The following is a 17,102-nucleotide window of genomic DNA, read 5'->3' as shown; positions in this document are numbered from 1 at the left end:
TTCGCAACCGCCTTTCCGCGTTGCCCCCTCGTCCGCGCTCCGTTAGCCGTAGTAGGAGTCGTTGGCCATGTGATACACGATTTCGTCAGCACAGTTGACCATGTAGCTCGAATGGTCCGACCCGACCTGCGATGTCACGTCGTTTTCGACGTAGTTCGGGGCGGGGGTGTTGCCGTCCTCGTAGCCCGTCTCGCCGAGCGCGCGGTCGAGTTCGCGGGGCCAGTAGAGGTTCTGGAGCGTGCTGTCGTCCTCGCTGTGATAGCCGAAGGTGGCGACGGTTTCCTCGCTGATGGCGTTGTAGGTGTCCATCCACTCCGTTGTCGGCGCTTCGTTGTCCTGCGCCGCGCCGAGCATGTGGACGCTGGCGAACCGGTAGTTCCCACCGTTCCAGTCGTCGTTCACGTTCAGGATTCGGAGCGCGTTCAACACCACCTGTGCGCCGAGGGAATGACAGGTGAGTCGGAGGTCGCCGTCCGGACACCAGTACTTGTAATTGAGCGCGAACTGCGCGAGCGCGTAGCCGTTCTGTTGGGCGATCTCCTGTCCGGTGCCGAAGCCGCCCCAGTCGAGCGGGTCGTACTTGTTGGGAGCGTTCGAATCCCACGTGAAGCCCGCGATTTCGCCGCCGTACCCCGCGCCGGTGAGGTTGTCGTAGGCCTCTTGGAAGTTGGTCAGCGCGGCCTGCTCGTCGTTGTCGTACCCGTGGACGTGGACGGTGAGTTCGCTCGCGCACCCGGTGTCCTCGCCGGGAACGCTTCCGTCCGTCTCGTAGTCCAACACCGAGTAGCCCGAGTTGAGGTCGCCATCGCCGTCGTAGTGACCGCGGGTCGAGATGACCGAATAGCCGCTGGCCGACGCAATCCCGGCCGTTCCGAGGACGCCGAGGCCCGCGGTCGCCGCCGTCGCGCTTTGCACGTATCGTCTGCGGGTGAATTCTGTCATGTCGAGTCACCTCAGACGTAGGACGAGACGTGGTTCATGTGGTAGACTATCTCGTCGCCGAGGGTGTCGAGATAGTTCGAGTGGTCGTCGCCGACCTGCGAGGTCGCGTCGTACTCGACGTAGTTCGGGGCGGGGGTGTTGCCGTCCTCGTAGCCCGTCTCGCCGAGCGCTTGGTCGAACTCGATGGTGTTGTACACCCACTGGAGCACGTCGTCGGCCTCGTTGTGGTAGTTGAACGTCGCCGTCGTCTGGTCCGTGATGGCGTTGTAGGTGTCCATCCACTCCGTTGTCGGCGCTTCGTTGTCCTGTGCCGCACCGAGCATATGGACGGAATCCACCTCGTAGCCTCTGTCGGTCCACCACGAGGTCACGTCGAGCGAGCGAAGCGAACTCAAGAGCACCTGCGCGCCGAGCGAGTGACTGGAAAAGCGGAGCGTCGCGTTCGGACAGTAGTATTTGAGGTCCACGGCGAACTGCGCGAGTTTGACGCCGTTTTTCTGCGCGACGGTTTGGGCTTCGCCCCAGCCGAAGTCGACACCGCCGCCCGCGTCGTTGTCCCACGAATAGCCGACGAGTGCGCCGTCGTAGCCCGCGGCTTCGAGATTGTTCTTCGCCGAGAGGAACTTGTCCTTCGCGTTCTGCTCGGGCGTATCGCCGGATTTGTGCCAGCCGTGGATGAAGACGGTCAGTTCGTCCACACAGCCGGTATCGACGCCCGGCACGTCGCCCGTCGTGTCGTATCCCGTCTGCGTGTGGCCCGCGGTGAGGTTACCGTCGTCGTCGAAGTGACCCCGCGTCGAGACGATGGGAATGCCGTACCGTTCGGCGCTCGCGGTCCCCGCCCCGAGCACCGCGAGTCCGGTCGCCGTCACGCCTGTTCGCTTGAGGAATCGCCGTCGATTGGTTTTTGTCATCGATATTCACACGCTCTTTCAGCATCTCACGACTTCAAAATTTTTATTTCTATAATAGAATAAAATTGACTCACGGGGAGAACTATATATCCGCGTTCCCGCTCTCCCGAAGCGGAAACCAAACGGGTTTTAAGTCCCGACGCGCAATTTCTCCGTAAGGTCGATATCTATGCAGATGCCACGTCGATTTAACACGTACTGTCCGCACTGCCACTCACACCACGAACACGAAGTCGAGAAGGTCCGCTCCGGCCGACGAACCGGCATGAAGTGGGACGCTCGCCAGCAGAAACGCGGCAAAGCCGTCATCGGTAACGCCGGTGGTTTCTCGAAGGTGCCCGGTGGGGACAAACCGACGAAGAAGACCGACCTGAAGTACCGTTGCAGCGAGTGTGGCAAAGCACACCTCCGTCCCGGATGGCGTGCTGGCCGACTCGAATTCCAGGAGTAAAACAATGGCAGGAAACTTTTACAAAGTGCAGTGCCCGGACTGTGAGAACGAACAAACCGTCTTCGGAAAGGCGGCAAGCGAAGTCAACTGCGTCGTCTGCGGTCACAAGCTCGCCACGCCGACCGGCGGCAAGGCCGAAATCGACGGCGACGTTGTGGAAACCATAGCATCCCGATGAAATACAGTGGCTGGCCCGACACTGGCGAACTCGTCGTCGGTAAGGTAGACGAGATAGAGGACTTCGGAGTCTTCGTCGACCTCGAAGAGTACGAGGACAAACGTGGTCTCGTTCACGTCAGCGAGGTCGCCAGTGGCTGGATCAAAAACGTCCGAGACCACGTGAACACCGGACAGACCGTCGTCTGTAAGGTGCTCGACGTGGACGAGGGGTCACAGCAGATAGACCTCTCCATCAAGGACGTCAACGAACATCAGCACAGCGACAAGATTCAGGACTGGAAGAACGAGCAGAAGGCCGACAAGTGGATGTCGCTCGCTTACGGCGAGGACATGGGTGACGAACAGTACACCCACGTCGCGAACGAACTCCTCGCCGAGTTCGGCAGCATCTACGACGGCTTCGAACAGGCGGCGATTCACGGTCCTGAAGCGCTCGACGACACCGACCTCGCGGACGAGGACGTCGAGCGGTTGGTCGAAACCGCTCGCGAAAACGTCTCGGTTCCCTACGTCACCGTCACCGGCTACGTCGACCTCCGCAATCCGGGGAAGGACGGCGTTGACGGCATCAAGGAAGCGCTCAAGGCCGCGGAAGGCAACGGCGACATTCCCGACGAAGTGGAACTTGACGTGACCTACGTCGGTGCGCCCGAATACCGGGTTCGAGTCAAGGCACCGAACTACAAGACGGCGGAGTCCCAGCTCGAAGAAAGCGTCCGTCGTGCTGAGGTCGTGATGGAAGATATCTCCGGCACCGCCGACTTCCACCGCGAGCGTCACACCGACGACGAATGAAATCGAACATCCGGGTGTGTTCCGCGTGGAACGCAGAACACGACCGCCCGGTGTACACCCTTTCTGCGACGTGTCCGAAGTGCGGAGCCGAGGCCGTAAACAGCGCACCCGCACCGTTCGACCCCGACGACCCGTACGGGGAGTACCGACGCGCACTTAAGCGGCGCGCCCACGAATAAGGTACATGGACGAAATCGACATCGAAATCGTCGCCAATCCCGATTTGGAAGCCCCAGTCCTCATCGAAGGACTGCCGGGCGTCGGTCACGTCGGCAAACTCGTCGTCGAGCATCTACTCGAAGAGAAAGAGAGCGAGCTCGTCCGACGGGTGTACTCCGAACACCTCCCGCCGCAGGTTGGCGTCGGTGACGACGGTACCGCCTCGTTGGTCTGTATCGAACTCTACGCCCTGACCCTCGACGAACAGGACGTGCTCGTCCTCACCGGCGACTATCAAGCACAGGATTCCGTCGGTCACTATCGCTTGACGAACGCGTTTCTCGACATCGCCGACGAGTTCGGCGTCGAACGCGTCTTCGCGCTCGGCGGCGTGCCGACCGGCGAACTCATCGAGGAGTACGCCGTGCTCGGCGCAGCCGCGACCACGGACTTCGTGGACGAGCTCGTAGACGCGGGCGTCGAGTTCCGCGAGGACGAACCCGCGGGCGGCATCGTCGGGACGAGCGGTCTCCTGCTCGGCCTCGGCGGACGGCGCGGTCTCGAAGCGACGTGCTTGATGGGCGAGACGAGCGGCTATCTGGTCGACCCGAAGAGCGCACAGGCGGTGCTCGAAGTCCTCCAGACGATGCTCGACTTCGAAGTCGATTTCAGCTCGCTCGAAGACCGTGCGGAAGAGATGGAAGAAGTCGTCAACAAAATCGAGGAGATGGAGTCTCAACAGGCACCTATCGCGTCCGACGACGACCTCCGGTACATCGGCTAAGCGGTCCTCCGATTCCGCCGGTTAAAATAGCGAGCGCTCCTGTCCGTTGTAGATGTGATACACTGCGGAAACGAGGAAGAACGTGAGAAAGAACCACGTCCAGAACTCGAAGTCGAGCATTCGTATCGAGAAGAGGTCGAGTTTCGCCGCGAACAAAACGACGAATTCCAGCAGGCCGAGGCCGAGATAGTAGGTTGCCCACGAGACGTCGTGTTCGGGGACGACTTCCATATACACCTCGACCTGTCGCGCCTGGTCTTCGAGCGTTAGCTCCTTCGACTGCTGGTCGTATTCCACGATACCAAGGTCATCGAGCTTCGGGAGGTGCGTCTGGTGAAGGGAGACGTAGACGCTCTTTCTGACGTTTCGCGGTGGCGGTGACTCGCCGGTTTCCAGCGTGGCGATGTGTTCGGCGAGGTCATCGACAGCCAGTGAATCTCCTGTCTCCCGGAGATAGCGAATCGTTTCGCGCCGTCGCTCGTTCCGCAAGACGTTATGGATCTGACTCTCGTCGAGTTCCCCTTTCGTCTCCGGTTCGGTGAGTTTCATGGCTTGGAGGCAAACATGATATTATCTCTGGGTTCGATACACGCACATATATTATAACCAAGGGTATTAACTTTGCCACCCGTCTAGTATTTATTTCATGAATATTTTCTTCGCAACGTGCTGTCCTCGTCCGGTTATTAGTCTATCGGTGCGAACACCGTTCCACCGGTGGTCGTCTCCGTCGCTTCCCGACGAACGCATCACCGAGCGTCTCGTTTGGCGAGGATTTGATTACCGTTCGAGTCCTACACGCATAGCATGCCAGACTGGCTGGTCCTCGGATTGTGGCTCACGCTAGCGGCCGCTGTCGTCATCGCCGGTATCTTCGTCGTCGGCGTGCGGCTGTTTCCGACGCGCCAGTCCACGAACGCCACCTACATCTTTGGGGAGGGACGGCGACGGATCGAAATCCGTCAATATCTCCGCGCCATCGACGAGAACTTCGCCGAAGACCACTTCGTGGAGGGCCAACACGTCGCGTTTTACCTTCCCGAGCGGGACGTCGCTATCACCTTCGACGCGCGCGCCTTCTTCCGCATCGAGAAATCGCCGACGTACGCCGTGCTCGTCGAACACGAGATGCCGGGTCATCACCTCGGCGACCGACTTCCCTTCGAAACCCCGACCCTGGAACAGGAGGCGGACGTGGACACGAAACAGGCCGCGTTCGCCATCCTCGGCGTCCCGTCGGGCGCGACGCTCTCGGAGGTCAAATCGGCCTACCGCGAGAAGGTAAAGGACGTGCATCCCGACCACGGCGGCTCGCGCGAGGAGTTCCAACGGGTTCGAGAGGCGTACACGACCGCGAAAAACCACTGCACCTGATTACCCCGTCGCCCACCGTTTTTCGTCTCAGTCCAGATTCGCCACTTCGTAGGCGACGCCGACGTCTCGGAGGGCGTCGGTGACGCGCCCCACGCTGTCGGCGGTGGCGACGATAACGACGTTCAAGCCGCGTTCGGCGGCCTCGGCAGCGACTTCACCCGGGGCGAACGTCGTATTCGGTTCGATACCGGCGGATCGGAGGGCGACGACGGCTTCGACGCCGGTCGCGGCGAGCACCGGGGCGTCCTCACACACGGCCGCGAGCGACTCTCCGTCCACCGTTCGGCTGCCACCGGAGCGAACCGGCGGAACCTGATACACCGTCACCCGTCCCGGTTCGAGGTCGATGATGCCCTCGAACTCGGTGACGCCGACGTCCTCGCCCGCTTCGGCGTCAGTCGTGGCGATGCCCGTCGCGGGTCCCTCGTCGTTCGGCGTCGCGTGGAGCAGGCCGTCTTCGAGCGAGAGCGAGACGGTCGTCCCCGCCTCGATGTCGGTGCGTGCAATCGCCGCGTCCTCGCCGACGTTGCCGAGGATGTCGTCGGTCACGTGGTCCGCGAACCGGCGAACGTCCGTCGCGGACTGGAGGAGCCAATCGACGCCCTCCTTCGTCACCCGATAGCGTGAGCGACCTTCCTTCTCCACGAGTCCGTCCTCCACGAGGCCGCGGGTGTACTCGCTGACGGCCTGACTCGTCACGCCGACGGCATCGGCGATCTCGCCTTGGCTCACCGCCGGTTGTCGGTCAGCGATTTCGGCGAGGATGCGAAACCGGGTCGCGGTTCGTTTGTCCTCCAACACGTCGGCCATACCCGAATCCTCGCGCGGAACGATAAAAATACCAGCGGTCGGCGAGTGAAAACCGCGTCCCGTGAGACGCGCGAACGATGGCGAATAGAGGGGACGGCCACTCGCCGACGTTCCGGTGGGACGCCTCCGCAGACGCCGGATTCGGAGAGCGTCAACTCTATATTTTCCGAGAACAACGGACGAATCGTGATTGGAGTCGTCCCCGCCGCCCTCCCCGGCCCGCTCCCGTGGCTGACAACGACCTTCCCCGACTACCTCGTTTGGGTCGTCATCGCCGCGTTCGTCGCCACCGCCGCGCTCGAACGATACGACCGCGAGTTGGCGCGGGCCGTCGGTGCGGGCGCGTGGACGCTGTTCGGACTGTTCTGGGGCGTCCTCTTTCCCCGTTTCGCGTTCGAGATGCGGAGTTTCATCGAGGGAACCCTCAGCCTCGTCGCGGTTCCCCTGTGTGTCTACGCGGGCTATCAGCTCTACTCGGGACGGGATTCGCTGTTCGTCCTGTCCCGCGGCGTCGCCGCGATGGGACTCATCTACGTCCCCTTCCTGACGGTCGAACCCCTCCGCGAGTGGCTCGTAGAACTGGTGAGCGTCCAGACCAACGCCGTCATCCAACTGCTCGGATACGACCCCGTGTTCACGATTGCGAAGGAAAACGGCTACCACAGCGCCTTCATCTTCACCGACAGCACGGGCCACGAGTACTACACCTATCTCGTCCTCGCCTGCACGGGTATCGGCAGCATGAGCATCTTCGGCGGCCTCATCGCCGCCGTCCGGGCACCGCTCCGACGAAAGCTCCGTGGCTTCGCGCTCGCCATCGTCATCATCTGGGTGTTGAACGTCGTCCGCAACGTCTTCATCGCGGTGGCGTTCGGCAACCAGTGGTTCCAGTTCTTCGTCGGTCCCGTCACCTCGCTCACGGGCTACACCGACCCCCGGATGGTCTCGTTCTTCATCGCGGACAGGGTGCTCAGCCAACTGCTCGCCGTCGTCGCGCTCGTCTTCATCCTCTGGTTGGTCGTCCGCGACCTCCCGGAACTGCTGACGGTCATCGAGGACGTCATCTACCTCGTCTCCGGGCGGGAGTACGACCTCCACCGGAGCATCCGGGCCGATGGCGGCCGTTGAGTTCGCGGACCGCGCGGCCTACCTCCCGGACGCCGACGCGCTCGTCCTCGCCGACCTCCACGTCGGCCGGGACGCGGTATCGAACGTCTCGCTACCGCTCGGCGAGCACGGCGACTTGACGGCGCGGTTCGACGCCCTCCTCGACCGATTTTCACCCGCCGAAGTCGTTCTCGCCGGTGACGTTCTCCACGCGTTCGACCGACTGCCGAACGGCGTCTCCGAGACGTTCGCGGACCTCGAAGCGCTCGCGGCGAACGCGGACGCGAGCCTCGTCGCGGTGCGCGGAAACCACGATACGCGGCTGGACGAACTCGCGTCCCCGCACGACGAGTACCGACTCGCGGACGACACGCTGGTCTGTCACGGCCACGAGGAACCCGACGGGGACGCACCGCGATACGTCGTGGGACACGACCATCCGGCAATCGAAATCGAGGGAAAACGCCGACCGTGCTACCTCTCCGGACCGGAAACGTACCGCGGTTCGGACGTGCTCGTCCTTCCCGCGTTCACCCGCCTCGCCAGCGGACTGGTGGTAAACGACGTTCGCGGGTCCGGTTTCCAGTCCTCGTTCGTCGCCAGCGCGGACCCGTTTCGTCCCATCGTCCGCGACGAGGACGCGGACGAAACCTATCGTTTCCCGCCGCTCGGGGAGTTTCGGAAGCTGTTGTAGTCGGGAGGAGCTGTAGTCTGTGGACTGCTGTCGCCGCCGATACCGTCGCGGTGGCGCGTTCACCGCATATCGTCGTACACGGCCAGCGCGGCCTCTCGCCCGCTCTCCATCGCGGCGTTGAGCGACGAGGCCTCCGTGTAGTCCCCGGCGAGGTACACCGATTCGTCGCCGGTTCGATTGCCGGGGAGACCGTCGAACACACCCGGCGGCTGGGCGAACTGCGCGAACTCGATGCGGTCCGTGTGCAGGCGTTCGAGGTTCGGAAACTGCCGGTCGGGGAACCACTGTCGGAGCGTCTTCCGGACCGTCGCCGCGAGTTCGTCGTCCGACTCCGCGGGCGTCCCGAGGAACGTCGCGGAGAACAGCTCCCAGTCGTCGGGCGCGAACTCGGGCGCGGCGGCGGACAACGGTACGATTTCGTTCGGCGCGTCGTCCCCGACGTTGAGCACGATTCTGTTCCCGACGGGGAGCGGCTCGTCGTGGGCGAAATACTGGGTGACACAGCCGCGTGCGTCGGTCGGAATCGACTCGACACCCGTCAACTCGCGGGCGGATCTCGGGTCGGTGGCGACGATGGCCGCGTCTGCCGCGACGGTCTCGCCGCCGACCTCGACGCTCACCTCGTCGCCCGTCGACTCGACCGCCGACACTCCCTCCCCGAGGTGAATCGTCGCGCCAGCGAGCCCCGCCGACTCGGCCAGTTGGTTCGAAATCGCACCCATGCCGTCGGCGGGAACGGCGATTTTACCCGTCGAGAGCATCTTGAACGTGAACTCGAACACCTTCTTCGAGGTTGCGAGCGACCTGTCGAGGGTGATGCCGCCGTAGAACGGCCCGGCGAAGTTCTCGCGGAAGGAGTCGGAAAAACCCCGCGCGCGAAGGTACTCCTCGATGGACTGGTCCTCGCCCGAAAAAATCTCGCGGTTCGGCTTGCGGGCCAGCTCCCGCCGAAGTCGGAGGGTTCGGAGTTTGTCGCCGAGGCGGACGTCCCGGTTCGTCACCGACCCGGACAGGGCACCCGGGTCACGAATCGGGTCCGCCAGTACCGACCGACGACCGGGGCGGGCGAGCACCGCGCCGGGGGCGAAATACCGCAACTCGAGGTCGTCGTAGTCGAGCTCCCGCCGCGCGGCGGGATAGGCCGTAAAGAGCACCTGAAATCCTCGGTCGAGGACGAATCCGTTTTCGTGCCGCGTCCGCACTCGACCGCCGACGTCCGGCTCGCGTTCGAACACCTGTACGTCGAGTCCTAACCGAGCGAGATGTCGGGCGGCGACGAGTCCCGCGAGGCCCGCCCCGGCGACGATGACAGTGGTCATGGAGGATGGTCGGTCGTCCGTAATAAACGTCTCTCGGCCGACCTAGTTAGGAAGTCGAACCGAGGGCCGCTACCCCGACGTCCGCAGCGATTCGATTTCCTCCGCGAACTGCGTTCCGTCCGGGAGGTCGGAACACGGGTACCACGACACGTTCTCGATGGCCGCCGCGGTTGGTCGAATCGCCCCGCCGACCCGACGGGCGACGAATCCGGCCTGTAACACCGGTACGGGGACGCCGTTCCCGTAGTCGAATCGGAGCGTTTCGGTGAACAGCAGGTCGGTGACGCCGCACTCGATGCCGGTCTCCTCGCGGGTTTCCCGCTCGGCGGTTTCGGCGACCGATTCGACGGGTTCGCGGCGTCCGCCGCTCACGTCTTCCGAGGACCGTTGCTCCTCGCCCTGCTCACGGTATTCACCGCTCGCTTTTTCCGAAGCGCTCCGCGCTTCGCCTTTCCCTCCGGGCGGTTCCCACACCGACGAGTGGCCGGAGTCCTGCACCAACAAGACGCGTCCGTCCTCGACGACGAAACAGACCGCGACCCACGGGAAGAGTTCGTCCGGCGTCGCCGGGAAGTCGTACTCCGCGACGTCGATGATGGGACGAACCCGGTGCGGAACGTCGCCCCAGCGTTCCGACAGGACTTCGCGGCGGGTTTCGGCGCGCTCGGCGAGCACGGACCGGACGGCTTCCGGTTTCATATCCGACAGTTGCGGTGCAGGGGCAAAAGGAGCGGGGGATGAACAGGGCTTAGTGCTCCGCCTGCCGACCTTCGGGCATGGAGACGACGGACGCATTCATCGGCCTGACGTGCGTAGACTGCGGGGAGACGTTCGACGCCGACGAGGGGACGCACCGCTGTCCCGACTGCGGCGGCATCCTCGACCCCGACTACGACTACGACGAAATCGACGTGTCGCGTGCGGACCTCGAATCCCGCCCGTTCGAGACGATGTGGAAGTACGCGGAACTGCTGCCGTTCACCCGCGAGTCGGCGGTGACGATGGACGAGGGAGCTACGCCGCTCGTCGAGTGTCCGAACCTCGCCGAGGAGATGGGCGTCGGGCGCGTCCTGTTCAAGGACGAGGGTCGCAATCCGACGGGAACGTTCAAGGACCGCGGCCAAACGATGGCCGTGACCGCGGCGGCCCAACACGGCGCGACGGACATCGCGCTCGCTTCGGCCGGAAACGCCGGGCAATCCGCCGCGGCGTACGCCGCCCGCGCCGACCTCGAATCGCACGTCTTCCTCCCGACGCGCGCCGGGTTCACGAACAAGGCGATGGTCAACGTCCACGGCGGCGACATGACCGTCGTCGAGGGGCGCATCGGCGACGCGGGAGCGGCCTACGCCGACGCAATGGAGGAGGAAGACGACTGGTACTCCGTCAAGACGTTCGTCACGCCCTACCGCCACGAGGGGAAGAAGACGATGTTCTACGAAATCGCCGAACAGATGGACTGGGAGGTCCCGGACGCCATCGTCTACCCGACCGGCGGCGGCGTCGGTCTCGTCGGAATGCACAAGGCCGCAACGGAGTTCCGCGACTTGGGACTCACGGACGACCTCCCGTCGATGTACGCCGCTCAAGCGACCGGGTGTGCGCCCATCGTGAAGGCGTGGGACGAAGGGAAGGACGTTCACGAGGCGTGGGAGACGCCGGACACCATCTGCGGCGGCATCGAGATTCCCGACCCCGGCGCGAGTCCGCTCATCCTCGACGCGCTCCGCGAGAGCGACGGCGGCGCGGTGGCGACCAGCGACGAGGACATCCTCGATTCGGCGGTCGCGGTCGCACAGAAGGAGGGCTTGGAGATGGGCGCGACATGCGCCGCCGCCGCGAGCGGGGCGTGGGAACTCGCCCAGCAGGGTGAGTTCGGCGAGGACGACACCGTCGTCATCCTCAACACCGGCGAGGGCAACAAGGACGACGACGTGCTCCGCAGTCACCTGATGGGTATGGGAATCTGAGGCGGAACTCGCATCGTCGCCATTTCCGACCGTAGATTTATATCAAAAGCCGGGGGGCAGTACGGCCCGGATGTCGAAAGAAATAGCAGAGAATGACCGCGCGGTTCTTCGGACGGGAAGATTCCTCGAATCCGATTCCGGTCCGTTTAGAGAAGGTCGCTCTCGACCAACCGCTCGACCGCTTCCTCGATTCGCTCCAAGTTCGCCGCGTAGGAGACGCGAGCGTAGCCGGGCGCGCCGAATGCGCTACCCGGAACGGTAGCGACGTGCGCCTCCTCCAGCGCGTCCTCGCACCACTGCTGGTCGTCCGCTCGCGGTTCATCACCGCTCGCATCCGAGGCGCGTTGCGCCTCGCCCACCGGTATCATCAGATAGAACGCACCGTCCGGCGTTCCGACGTCCACGCCGTGCTGTTTCAGCAGGGCGACGAGGCGGTCGCGGCGCTCGTGGAACGCCTCGACCATCTCGCTCACGTCGTCCTCGGTGTTCTGGAGCGCTTCGACGCCCGCGCGTTGGACGAAGTTCGTCGCCGACGAGACGGAGTGCGAGTGGAGTTTCGCCGCTTGCGAGACGAGTTCCTCCGGGGCGGCGAGGTAGCCGAGCCGCCAGCCGGTCATCGAGTAGGCCTTGGAGAAGCCGTTGACCGTAATCGTGCGCTCGAACATCCCGTCGAGGGTTGCGAGGCTGGTGCACTCCGCGCCGTAGGTGATTCGTTCGTAAATCTCGTCGCTGATGACCGTGATGTCGTGTTCGACCGCCAAGTCGCGGACGCCTTCCAGCGCGGCGTCGGAGTAGACCGCGCCGGTCGGATTCGACGGCGAGTTGACGATGAGCAGTTCGGTGTCGTCCGAGACGGCCGCGGAGAGGTCGTCGAGGGCGGGTTCGAGTTTGAAGCCGTGCGGCGCGAGGTCCACGCGGTTCAGGTCGCCGCCCGCGAGTTTCACCATCGCCTCGTAGGACACCCACGCGGGGTCGAGGAGGACGACCTCGTCCCCGTCGTCCACGACCGTCTGTACCGTCTCGTAGAGCGCCTGCTTCGCGCCGGGCGTAACGATGACGTTACCCGCATCGTACGGCAGGCCGTCGTCCCGCAGTTTCGCCGCGATAGCCTCGCGGAGTTCGGGGACGCCCTTGGACGGCGGGTAGCCCGTGTGGCCCTCCTCCATCGCGGTTTCGGCGGCGTCAACGACGTTCGCCGGGGTCGGGAAGTCCGGTTCCCCGACGCTCAGGTCGATGACGTCTACGCCGTCGGCTTCCAGTTCCGACGCGAGGCTGCTGATAGCGAGCGTCGCGCTCGGTTCGACACGTTGAATCCTGTCAGAAAAGTCCATTATTGTAGTTCCTCCACTAAGTCGAGTGCACCTTCGACCGCCCGTGCACCGTAGTCGGTACGCTCTCGGGCCTCCGCCGCGGACATGCCGGGACCGGTGATGCCGAGTGCGACCGGCGTGTCCCGGTTCAGGCTGACGTCGGTGAGCTTCTGCGTCGTTGCGGTCGTGATAACGTGGTCGTGGTCGGTGTCGCCCGTGATGACGGCACCGAGGACCGCAACCCCGTCGATGTCGTCCCGGCGGGCGAGTCGGTCCGCCGCGAGCGGCGAATCGTACGCGCCGGGGACGTGTAGCGTTTCGACGATCTCCGCACCTCGCTCGGCGGCAGCCTCGCGCGCCGACTCCTCCATCTGCTCCGTTATCGGCGCGTTGAACTCCGCGACGACGAGTCCGAGCGTTACCATGTGTGGCGGGAAGCCAGCACGGCTAAAAGAACTACCGCTCTCCGCAAGGCTTGTATCCCCCCTGCGTCTTGGGGGAAAACAATGAGTTCGAGCGAACACCCGCTTTCCGGGTGGACGGCCCGAAATCGGGGTTTCGCTTCCATCTGTGCGGTCACGGTCGTAGCGCTGGTGCTCCGACTGTTCGCCCTCGGAGACCGGTTCGCCCACTGGGACGAGGCCCGCGTCGGCTACTGGATCCTCAGGTATCAGAAAACCGGCATCTGGCACTACCACGCCGACATCCACGGCCCGTTCTTCCCGCAAGTGAACAGCGTCCTCTTCGAACTCTTCGGCGCGAGCGACTTCATGGCGCGACTGCCCGTCGCGCTCGTCACCGGGTTGCTCCCCCTCGCGGCGTGGTTGTACCGCGACCACCTCCGCGACTCCGAGATGGTCGCCTTCGCGCTCCTGCTCGCGGTCAACCCGGTCGCGCTCTACTATTCGCGGGTCATGCGGTACGATATGCTTCTCGCGGCGTTCATGGTGTTCGCGCTCGGCTTCTACCTCCGTGCGCAGGCGACGGGCAAAGCGAGATACCTGTACGCCGGAACGCTGGCGTTGGCGCTCGGCTTCACGACGAAGGAAAACGCCCTGCTCTACGTTGCTTCGTGGCTCGGCGCGGCCGTCCTGTTGTTCGACCATCGGCTGTTTCTCGCACGCAATCACGACCGAGAATGGACGGGGACGTTCGTGGATACCGTCACCGAAACAGGGCGGGGCGTCCTCCGATTCGCCCCCCACATCGCCCTGTGTGTGGTGGAGTTCTTCGTCGTCATCGTCTACTTCTACGCCCCGCGGACGAACGGGACCGGCGGTCCCGGACTGTGGAAAGCCGTCTCCAACCCAGGTACGTTCGGCGCGGTGATCTCGGAAGCGACGGTCGGGTCGTGGAACGAGTTCACCGGCCACTGGGTCAAGAGCCAAGGCCACGCCTACCTCCCGTATCTCGAACACTTCATCGCCGTCCTCGAACAGGGTGCGTTCGTGGTGGTCGTCCTCGCGGTCCTCGGCTTCCTCGCGGCGCGGTACGTCGACGACCGTCCGCGCGACCTCGTTTCGTTCGCGTTCTACTGGGGCGCGGTGAGCGTCCTCGGCTACCCGCTCGTGACCGACATTCAGGCCGGGTGGGTGACCGTCCACGCCATCGTCCCGCTGATGATTCCCGCGGCGGTCGGCGCGAGCATCATCTACCACTGGGGTCGGGAGGCGTACGAGGACGACGACACGTTTTCGACCGCCGCCGCTGGCGTCATCGCGCTGTTCCTCGTCGTGCAGGTCGCGTTCCCGGCGGTAACGGTGGTGTATCTCCACCCGCAGGACGCGAACGCGCCGGGACTGTTCGGCGGCCAACACCACAACGACATCGTGCAGTGGGGGCAACCCGCCGACGGAATCAAGCCGACGCTGGAGAAGGTACAGCGCGTCTCGCGGGCGAACGAGGAGGGAACCGACGTGCTGTACTACGGCTATCTGAACGACGACAGTTCGTACGTCTTCTACGTCCCGAACGAGGACGGAAATCCCGACTATCGCAACAATGGCGGCTGGTACGACCGCCTCCCGCTCCCGTGGTACACCGAGATGGCGGACGCGAACGTGGACAGCACGTTGGACAACGAATCCCTCCAAACCCGCCAACCGCCGGTCGTCATCACGCGGACGTCGCGCAAAGAGGACGTCGAGAAGTACCTCGACGGCTATCGCGTCTACGACCACAAACTCACGCTCTGGGGCGCGCCCACGACGATTTACATCAAGGAAAGCGCGCTTCGGGAAGCGAACCGAGCCGCCTAATTCACCTAGACGATACACGTTCGTGCCCATTCTCCGTCCGAGTTGGCAAATCTTATGCACCCACAGGGATAGCCTTCGGACGACATGGTTACGGCATCACCGCTCACCCTCGGCGTCGTCGGCGGCGGGCAACTCGGTCGGATGCTCGCGGAGGCGGCATCGCCGCTCGGCGTCGAACTGGTCGTCCTCGACCCGACGCCGGACTGTCCCGCGTCGTTGGTCGCTCGGGACCAAATCGTCGGCGATTTCGACGACGAGGAGGCGATTCGAGAACTGGCGGAGCGAAGCGACGCGCTGACCTTCGAAATCGAACTCGCCGACCCGGACGTGCTCGAAGCGGTCGGCGAGGAGTACGACGTTCCGGTCCACCCCGACCCGGCCACGCTTCGGACCATTCAGGACAAACTCGTCCAGAAGCGCGCGCTGCAGGACCGCGGAATTCCGGTCCCCGACTTCCGCCCCGTCGATTCCCGCGAGGACCTCCTCGAAGCGGGCGAGGAATTCGGCTACCCGATGATGCTGAAAGCGCGGCGCGGCGGCTACGACGGGCGCGGAAACGTCCCCGTCGAGGACGAGGACGATATGGACGACGCGCTCTCGCAAGTCTCGGGCGAGTTGATGGTCGAGGAGTTCGTCCCCTTCGAGCGCGAACTCTCAGTCATCGCCGTCAAGGGCGACGACGAGGTGGCGACGTTCCCCGTCGGGGAGAACGTCCACGAGGAAGAAATCCTCCGGCAGACGGTCGTTCCCGCGCGGACCCCCGACGAGGTTCGGGAGCGCGCCGAGGAGGTCGCCCGCGAGGTGCTGTCCGCCTTGTCGGGGCGCGGGACGTACGGAATCGAGCTATTTGAAGGGGAAGACGGGACAATTTCGGTCAACGAAATCGCACCCCGACCGCACAACTCCGGCCACTACACCATCGAGGGTGCGCTGACCTCGCAGTTCGAACAGCACGCCCGCGGCGTCCTCGGGTATCCGCTCGGCGCGACGGACCTCCGCGGCCCGGTCGTGAGTTCGAACATCCTCGGCGACGTCGACGAACCCGAAACCGCCTCCCTCTCCGGGGTCGAGGGTGTCCTCTCGACGCCCGGTGCGGCGTTCCACTGGTACGGCAAGCGCCAAGTCCGCCCGCTCCGGAAGATGGGACACGTCACGCTCGTCGGCGACGACCTCGATGCGGACGACGAATCGACGCTCACCGACCTGCTCGAAGACACGCGCGAACTCACCGACTCACTCACGTTCCAATGACCACCGCAGAATCAGTTACGACCCTCATCGAACAGTTCGAAGCCGAGGCGAACCGCGACCGACCGACGGAGGAGACGCCCGACGTCGGCATCATCATGGGGAGCGACTCCGACTTGGACGTGATGTCGGGGGCCTACGACGCGCTCACCGAACTCGGTTTCGAGGAAGTGACCGACGTCGAGAACCCGCCCGAAGCGCGGTTCACGTTCGAAACCTACGTCGTCTCGGCCCACCGAACCCCCGAGTTGATGTACAGTTACGCGAAGACGGCCGAAGCACGCGGATTGGACGTCATCATCGCCGGGGCGGGGGGGAAGTCCGCCGACCTCCCCAACATGACGGCCTCGCTCGCGTACCCGCTCCCCGTGGTCGGCGTTCCCGTCCAGGAGAAATCCGTCTCGTCGGTTATCGGCATGCCGACCGGCGCACCCATCGTCGCGGTGGACGCGGGCAAATCGTTCAACGCGGCGCTCTCCGCAGTACAAATCCTCGCGCGGGAACACGACGACCTTCGGAAACGACTGGTTACCTACCACGACGAGTTACAGATGGACGTCGGTGCGGTATCTCGCCGCCTGCACGAGGAGGGTACGCCGTCGTTCCGCGACGGCGAATAACGGGTATTGTTTCGGTATATACCATCGTTCCGGACAGTCATTTCATCGGTGAGAAAGGGTGCGTTACTGAATAGAAAGCGTCAGTTGCCGGAATGCGGGCGGGAGCGGCGCTGTCCGGCCAGAATCTCAAGAATCAACGCTTATAGGGGTGCGCTCACAAAACACCG

At 64.1% G+C, this 17,102-nt stretch carries 20 protein-coding genes; 12 read left to right on the top strand and 8 right to left on the bottom strand.

What is annotated here, in order from left to right; genetic code table 11:
- Nucleotides 1-42: 42 nt before the first annotated feature.
- Both V5735_RS05765 and V5735_RS05760 read right to left on the bottom strand, forming a co-directional pair.
- On the bottom strand, nucleotides 43-942 hold the full coding sequence (locus tag V5735_RS05765) for an alpha/beta hydrolase (protein WP_423745480.1): 900 nt from the start codon (nucleotides 940-942) through the stop codon (nucleotides 43-45).
- Nucleotides 943-953: 11 nt separating this feature from the next.
- Nucleotides 954-1,856 carry a hypothetical protein gene (locus V5735_RS05760; RefSeq protein ID WP_423745479.1) on the bottom strand — a complete coding sequence of 301 codons (903 nt, stop codon included), beginning with the start codon at nucleotides 1,854-1,856 and terminating at the stop codon, nucleotides 954-956.
- A 169-nt stretch (nucleotides 1,857-2,025) separates the two neighbouring features.
- On the opposite strand from V5735_RS05760, the gene V5735_RS05755 reads away from it, so the two are divergent.
- The 5 genes from V5735_RS05755 to V5735_RS05735 are packed head-to-tail and all read left to right on the top strand — an operon-like array spanning nucleotide 2,026 to nucleotide 4,225.
- Nucleotides 2,026-2,307, top strand: a complete 282-nt coding sequence (locus tag V5735_RS05755) for a 50S ribosomal protein L44e (RefSeq protein ID WP_007978245.1) — start codon at nucleotides 2,026-2,028, stop codon at nucleotides 2,305-2,307.
- A gap of 4 nt (nucleotides 2,308-2,311) precedes the next feature.
- Entirely contained in the window at nucleotides 2,312-2,485 is a 174-nt protein-coding gene (locus V5735_RS05750; RefSeq protein ID WP_231184039.1) for a 30S ribosomal protein S27e, read from the top strand.
- A complete protein-coding gene (locus V5735_RS05745; protein ID WP_423745478.1) occupies nucleotides 2,482-3,282 on the top strand; it encodes a translation initiation factor IF-2 subunit alpha in 801 nt (266 codons plus the stop codon). The genes V5735_RS05750 and V5735_RS05745 overlap by 4 nt, the downstream gene beginning before the upstream one ends.
- Entirely contained in the window at nucleotides 3,279-3,461 is a 183-nt protein-coding gene (locus V5735_RS05740; protein ID WP_007978250.1) for an RNA-protein complex protein Nop10, read from the top strand. Before V5735_RS05745 ends, V5735_RS05740 begins: the two co-directional genes overlap by 4 nt.
- Before the next feature lie 5 nt (nucleotides 3,462-3,466).
- Nucleotides 3,467-4,225: a proteasome assembly chaperone family protein gene (locus tag V5735_RS05735; RefSeq protein WP_423745477.1), complete on the top strand. Its 759-nt coding sequence runs from the start codon at nucleotides 3,467-3,469 to the stop codon at nucleotides 4,223-4,225.
- 21 nt (nucleotides 4,226-4,246) lie between these two features.
- On the opposite strand, the gene V5735_RS05730 is transcribed toward V5735_RS05735, so the two are convergent.
- Nucleotides 4,247-4,774 (bottom strand): DUF7344 domain-containing protein, encoded by a 528-nt coding sequence (locus V5735_RS05730; protein WP_007978253.1) that lies wholly within the window; start codon nucleotides 4,772-4,774, stop codon nucleotides 4,247-4,249.
- 258 nt (nucleotides 4,775-5,032) lie between these two features.
- On the opposite strand from V5735_RS05730, the gene V5735_RS05725 reads away from it, so the two are divergent.
- Nucleotides 5,033-5,599, top strand: coding sequence for a J domain-containing protein (locus V5735_RS05725; protein WP_069451936.1), 567 nt, complete (start codon nucleotides 5,033-5,035; stop codon nucleotides 5,597-5,599).
- A gap of 27 nt (nucleotides 5,600-5,626) precedes the next feature.
- Here the strand turns inward: V5735_RS05725 and V5735_RS05720 are convergent, their stop codons facing one another.
- Nucleotides 5,627-6,409 carry a MarR family transcriptional regulator gene (locus V5735_RS05720; RefSeq protein WP_423745476.1) on the bottom strand — a complete coding sequence of 261 codons (783 nt, stop codon included), beginning with the start codon at nucleotides 6,407-6,409 and terminating at the stop codon, nucleotides 5,627-5,629.
- 189 nt (nucleotides 6,410-6,598) lie between these two features.
- Between V5735_RS05720 and artA the strand changes: the two genes are divergently transcribed.
- Nucleotides 6,599-7,537, top strand: coding sequence for an archaeosortase A (artA, locus tag V5735_RS05715; protein WP_423745995.1), 939 nt, complete (start codon nucleotides 6,599-6,601; stop codon nucleotides 7,535-7,537).
- On the top strand, nucleotides 7,524-8,210 hold the full coding sequence (locus V5735_RS05710; RefSeq protein ID WP_423745475.1) for a metallophosphoesterase: 687 nt from the start codon (nucleotides 7,524-7,526) through the stop codon (nucleotides 8,208-8,210). The genes artA and V5735_RS05710 overlap by 14 nt, the downstream gene beginning before the upstream one ends.
- A gap of 59 nt (nucleotides 8,211-8,269) precedes the next feature.
- On the opposite strand, the gene V5735_RS05705 is transcribed toward V5735_RS05710, so the two are convergent.
- Nucleotides 8,270-9,529, bottom strand: a complete 1,260-nt coding sequence (locus tag V5735_RS05705) for an NAD(P)/FAD-dependent oxidoreductase (protein ID WP_423745474.1) — start codon at nucleotides 9,527-9,529, stop codon at nucleotides 8,270-8,272.
- A gap of 69 nt (nucleotides 9,530-9,598) precedes the next feature.
- Entirely contained in the window at nucleotides 9,599-10,228 is a 630-nt protein-coding gene (locus tag V5735_RS05700) for an NUDIX domain-containing protein (RefSeq protein WP_423745473.1), read from the bottom strand.
- 77 nt (nucleotides 10,229-10,305) lie between these two features.
- Between V5735_RS05700 and V5735_RS05695 the strand changes: the two genes are divergently transcribed.
- Nucleotides 10,306-11,499 carry a threonine synthase gene (locus V5735_RS05695; protein ID WP_007978268.1) on the top strand — a complete coding sequence of 398 codons (1,194 nt, stop codon included), beginning with the start codon at nucleotides 10,306-10,308 and terminating at the stop codon, nucleotides 11,497-11,499.
- A 146-nt stretch (nucleotides 11,500-11,645) separates the two neighbouring features.
- Here the strand turns inward: V5735_RS05695 and V5735_RS05690 are convergent, their stop codons facing one another.
- Nucleotides 11,646-12,830: a pyridoxal phosphate-dependent aminotransferase gene (locus tag V5735_RS05690; RefSeq protein WP_423745472.1), complete on the bottom strand. Its 1,185-nt coding sequence runs from the start codon at nucleotides 12,828-12,830 to the stop codon at nucleotides 11,646-11,648.
- Nucleotides 12,830-13,234, bottom strand: coding sequence for a 6,7-dimethyl-8-ribityllumazine synthase (gene ribH / locus V5735_RS05685; RefSeq protein WP_007978272.1), 405 nt, complete (start codon nucleotides 13,232-13,234; stop codon nucleotides 12,830-12,832). Before ribH ends, V5735_RS05690 begins: the two co-directional genes overlap by 1 nt.
- An 81-nt stretch (nucleotides 13,235-13,315) precedes the next feature.
- On the opposite strand from ribH, the gene V5735_RS05680 reads away from it, so the two are divergent.
- The 3 genes from V5735_RS05680 (at nucleotide 13,316) to purE (ending at nucleotide 16,935) form a co-directional block, all read left to right on the top strand.
- A complete protein-coding gene (locus tag V5735_RS05680) occupies nucleotides 13,316-15,067 on the top strand; it encodes a flippase activity-associated protein Agl23 (protein ID WP_423745471.1) in 1,752 nt (583 codons plus the stop codon).
- A gap of 84 nt (nucleotides 15,068-15,151) precedes the next feature.
- Complete coding sequence (locus tag V5735_RS05675; protein ID WP_423745470.1) at nucleotides 15,152-16,318, top strand: 5-(carboxyamino)imidazole ribonucleotide synthase; 1,167 nt, start codon at nucleotides 15,152-15,154, stop codon at nucleotides 16,316-16,318.
- Nucleotides 16,315-16,935, top strand: a complete 621-nt coding sequence (gene purE, locus V5735_RS05670) for a 5-(carboxyamino)imidazole ribonucleotide mutase (RefSeq protein ID WP_423745469.1) — start codon at nucleotides 16,315-16,317, stop codon at nucleotides 16,933-16,935. The genes V5735_RS05675 and purE overlap by 4 nt, the downstream gene beginning before the upstream one ends.
- Nucleotides 16,936-17,102 lie beyond the last annotated feature (167 nt).

It is taken from the genome of Haladaptatus sp. SPP-AMP-3 (assembly GCF_049568665.1).
GTDB classification, from domain to species: domain Archaea; phylum Halobacteriota; class Halobacteria; order Halobacteriales; family Haladaptataceae; genus Haladaptatus; species Haladaptatus paucihalophilus.
The sequence above is the reverse complement of the archived record's forward strand: the minus strand, read 5'-3'. Positions and strand labels throughout refer to the sequence as shown.

What these genes read in the sequence shown, in the direction of transcription:
- V5735_RS05765 (WP_423745480.1), bottom strand. Translation starts at nt 942, where the DNA reads ATGACAGAATTCACCCGCAGACGATACGTGCAAAGCGCGACGGCGGCG.
- V5735_RS05760 (WP_423745479.1), bottom strand. Translation starts at nt 1,856, where the DNA reads ATGACAAAAACCAATCGACGGCGATTCCTCAAGCGAACAGGCGTGACG.
- V5735_RS05755 (WP_007978245.1), top strand. Translation starts at nt 2,026, where the DNA reads ATGCAGATGCCACGTCGATTTAACACGTACTGTCCGCACTGCCACTCA.
- V5735_RS05750 (WP_231184039.1), top strand. Translation starts at nt 2,312, where the DNA reads ATGGCAGGAAACTTTTACAAAGTGCAGTGCCCGGACTGTGAGAACGAA.
- V5735_RS05745 (WP_423745478.1), top strand. Translation starts at nt 2,482, where the DNA reads ATGAAATACAGTGGCTGGCCCGACACTGGCGAACTCGTCGTCGGTAAG.
- V5735_RS05740 (WP_007978250.1), top strand. Translation starts at nt 3,279, where the DNA reads ATGAAATCGAACATCCGGGTGTGTTCCGCGTGGAACGCAGAACACGAC.
- V5735_RS05735 (WP_423745477.1), top strand. Translation starts at nt 3,467, where the DNA reads ATGGACGAAATCGACATCGAAATCGTCGCCAATCCCGATTTGGAAGCC.
- V5735_RS05730 (WP_007978253.1), bottom strand. Translation starts at nt 4,774, where the DNA reads ATGAAACTCACCGAACCGGAGACGAAAGGGGAACTCGACGAGAGTCAG.
- V5735_RS05725 (WP_069451936.1), top strand. Translation starts at nt 5,033, where the DNA reads ATGCCAGACTGGCTGGTCCTCGGATTGTGGCTCACGCTAGCGGCCGCT.
- V5735_RS05720 (WP_423745476.1), bottom strand. Translation starts at nt 6,409, where the DNA reads ATGGCCGACGTGTTGGAGGACAAACGAACCGCGACCCGGTTTCGCATC.
- V5735_RS05710 (WP_423745475.1), top strand. Translation starts at nt 7,524, where the DNA reads ATGGCGGCCGTTGAGTTCGCGGACCGCGCGGCCTACCTCCCGGACGCC.
- V5735_RS05705 (WP_423745474.1), bottom strand. Translation starts at nt 9,529, where the DNA reads ATGACCACTGTCATCGTCGCCGGGGCGGGCCTCGCGGGACTCGTCGCC.
- V5735_RS05700 (WP_423745473.1), bottom strand. Translation starts at nt 10,228, where the DNA reads ATGAAACCGGAAGCCGTCCGGTCCGTGCTCGCCGAGCGCGCCGAAACC.
- V5735_RS05695 (WP_007978268.1), top strand. Translation starts at nt 10,306, where the DNA reads ATGGAGACGACGGACGCATTCATCGGCCTGACGTGCGTAGACTGCGGG.
- V5735_RS05690 (WP_423745472.1), bottom strand. Translation starts at nt 12,830, where the DNA reads ATGGACTTTTCTGACAGGATTCAACGTGTCGAACCGAGCGCGACGCTC.
- ribH (WP_007978272.1), bottom strand. Translation starts at nt 13,234, where the DNA reads ATGGTAACGCTCGGACTCGTCGTCGCGGAGTTCAACGCGCCGATAACG.
- V5735_RS05680 (WP_423745471.1), top strand. Translation starts at nt 13,316, where the DNA reads ATGAGTTCGAGCGAACACCCGCTTTCCGGGTGGACGGCCCGAAATCGG.
- V5735_RS05675 (WP_423745470.1), top strand. Translation starts at nt 15,152, where the DNA reads ATGGTTACGGCATCACCGCTCACCCTCGGCGTCGTCGGCGGCGGGCAA.
- purE (WP_423745469.1), top strand. Translation starts at nt 16,315, where the DNA reads ATGACCACCGCAGAATCAGTTACGACCCTCATCGAACAGTTCGAAGCC.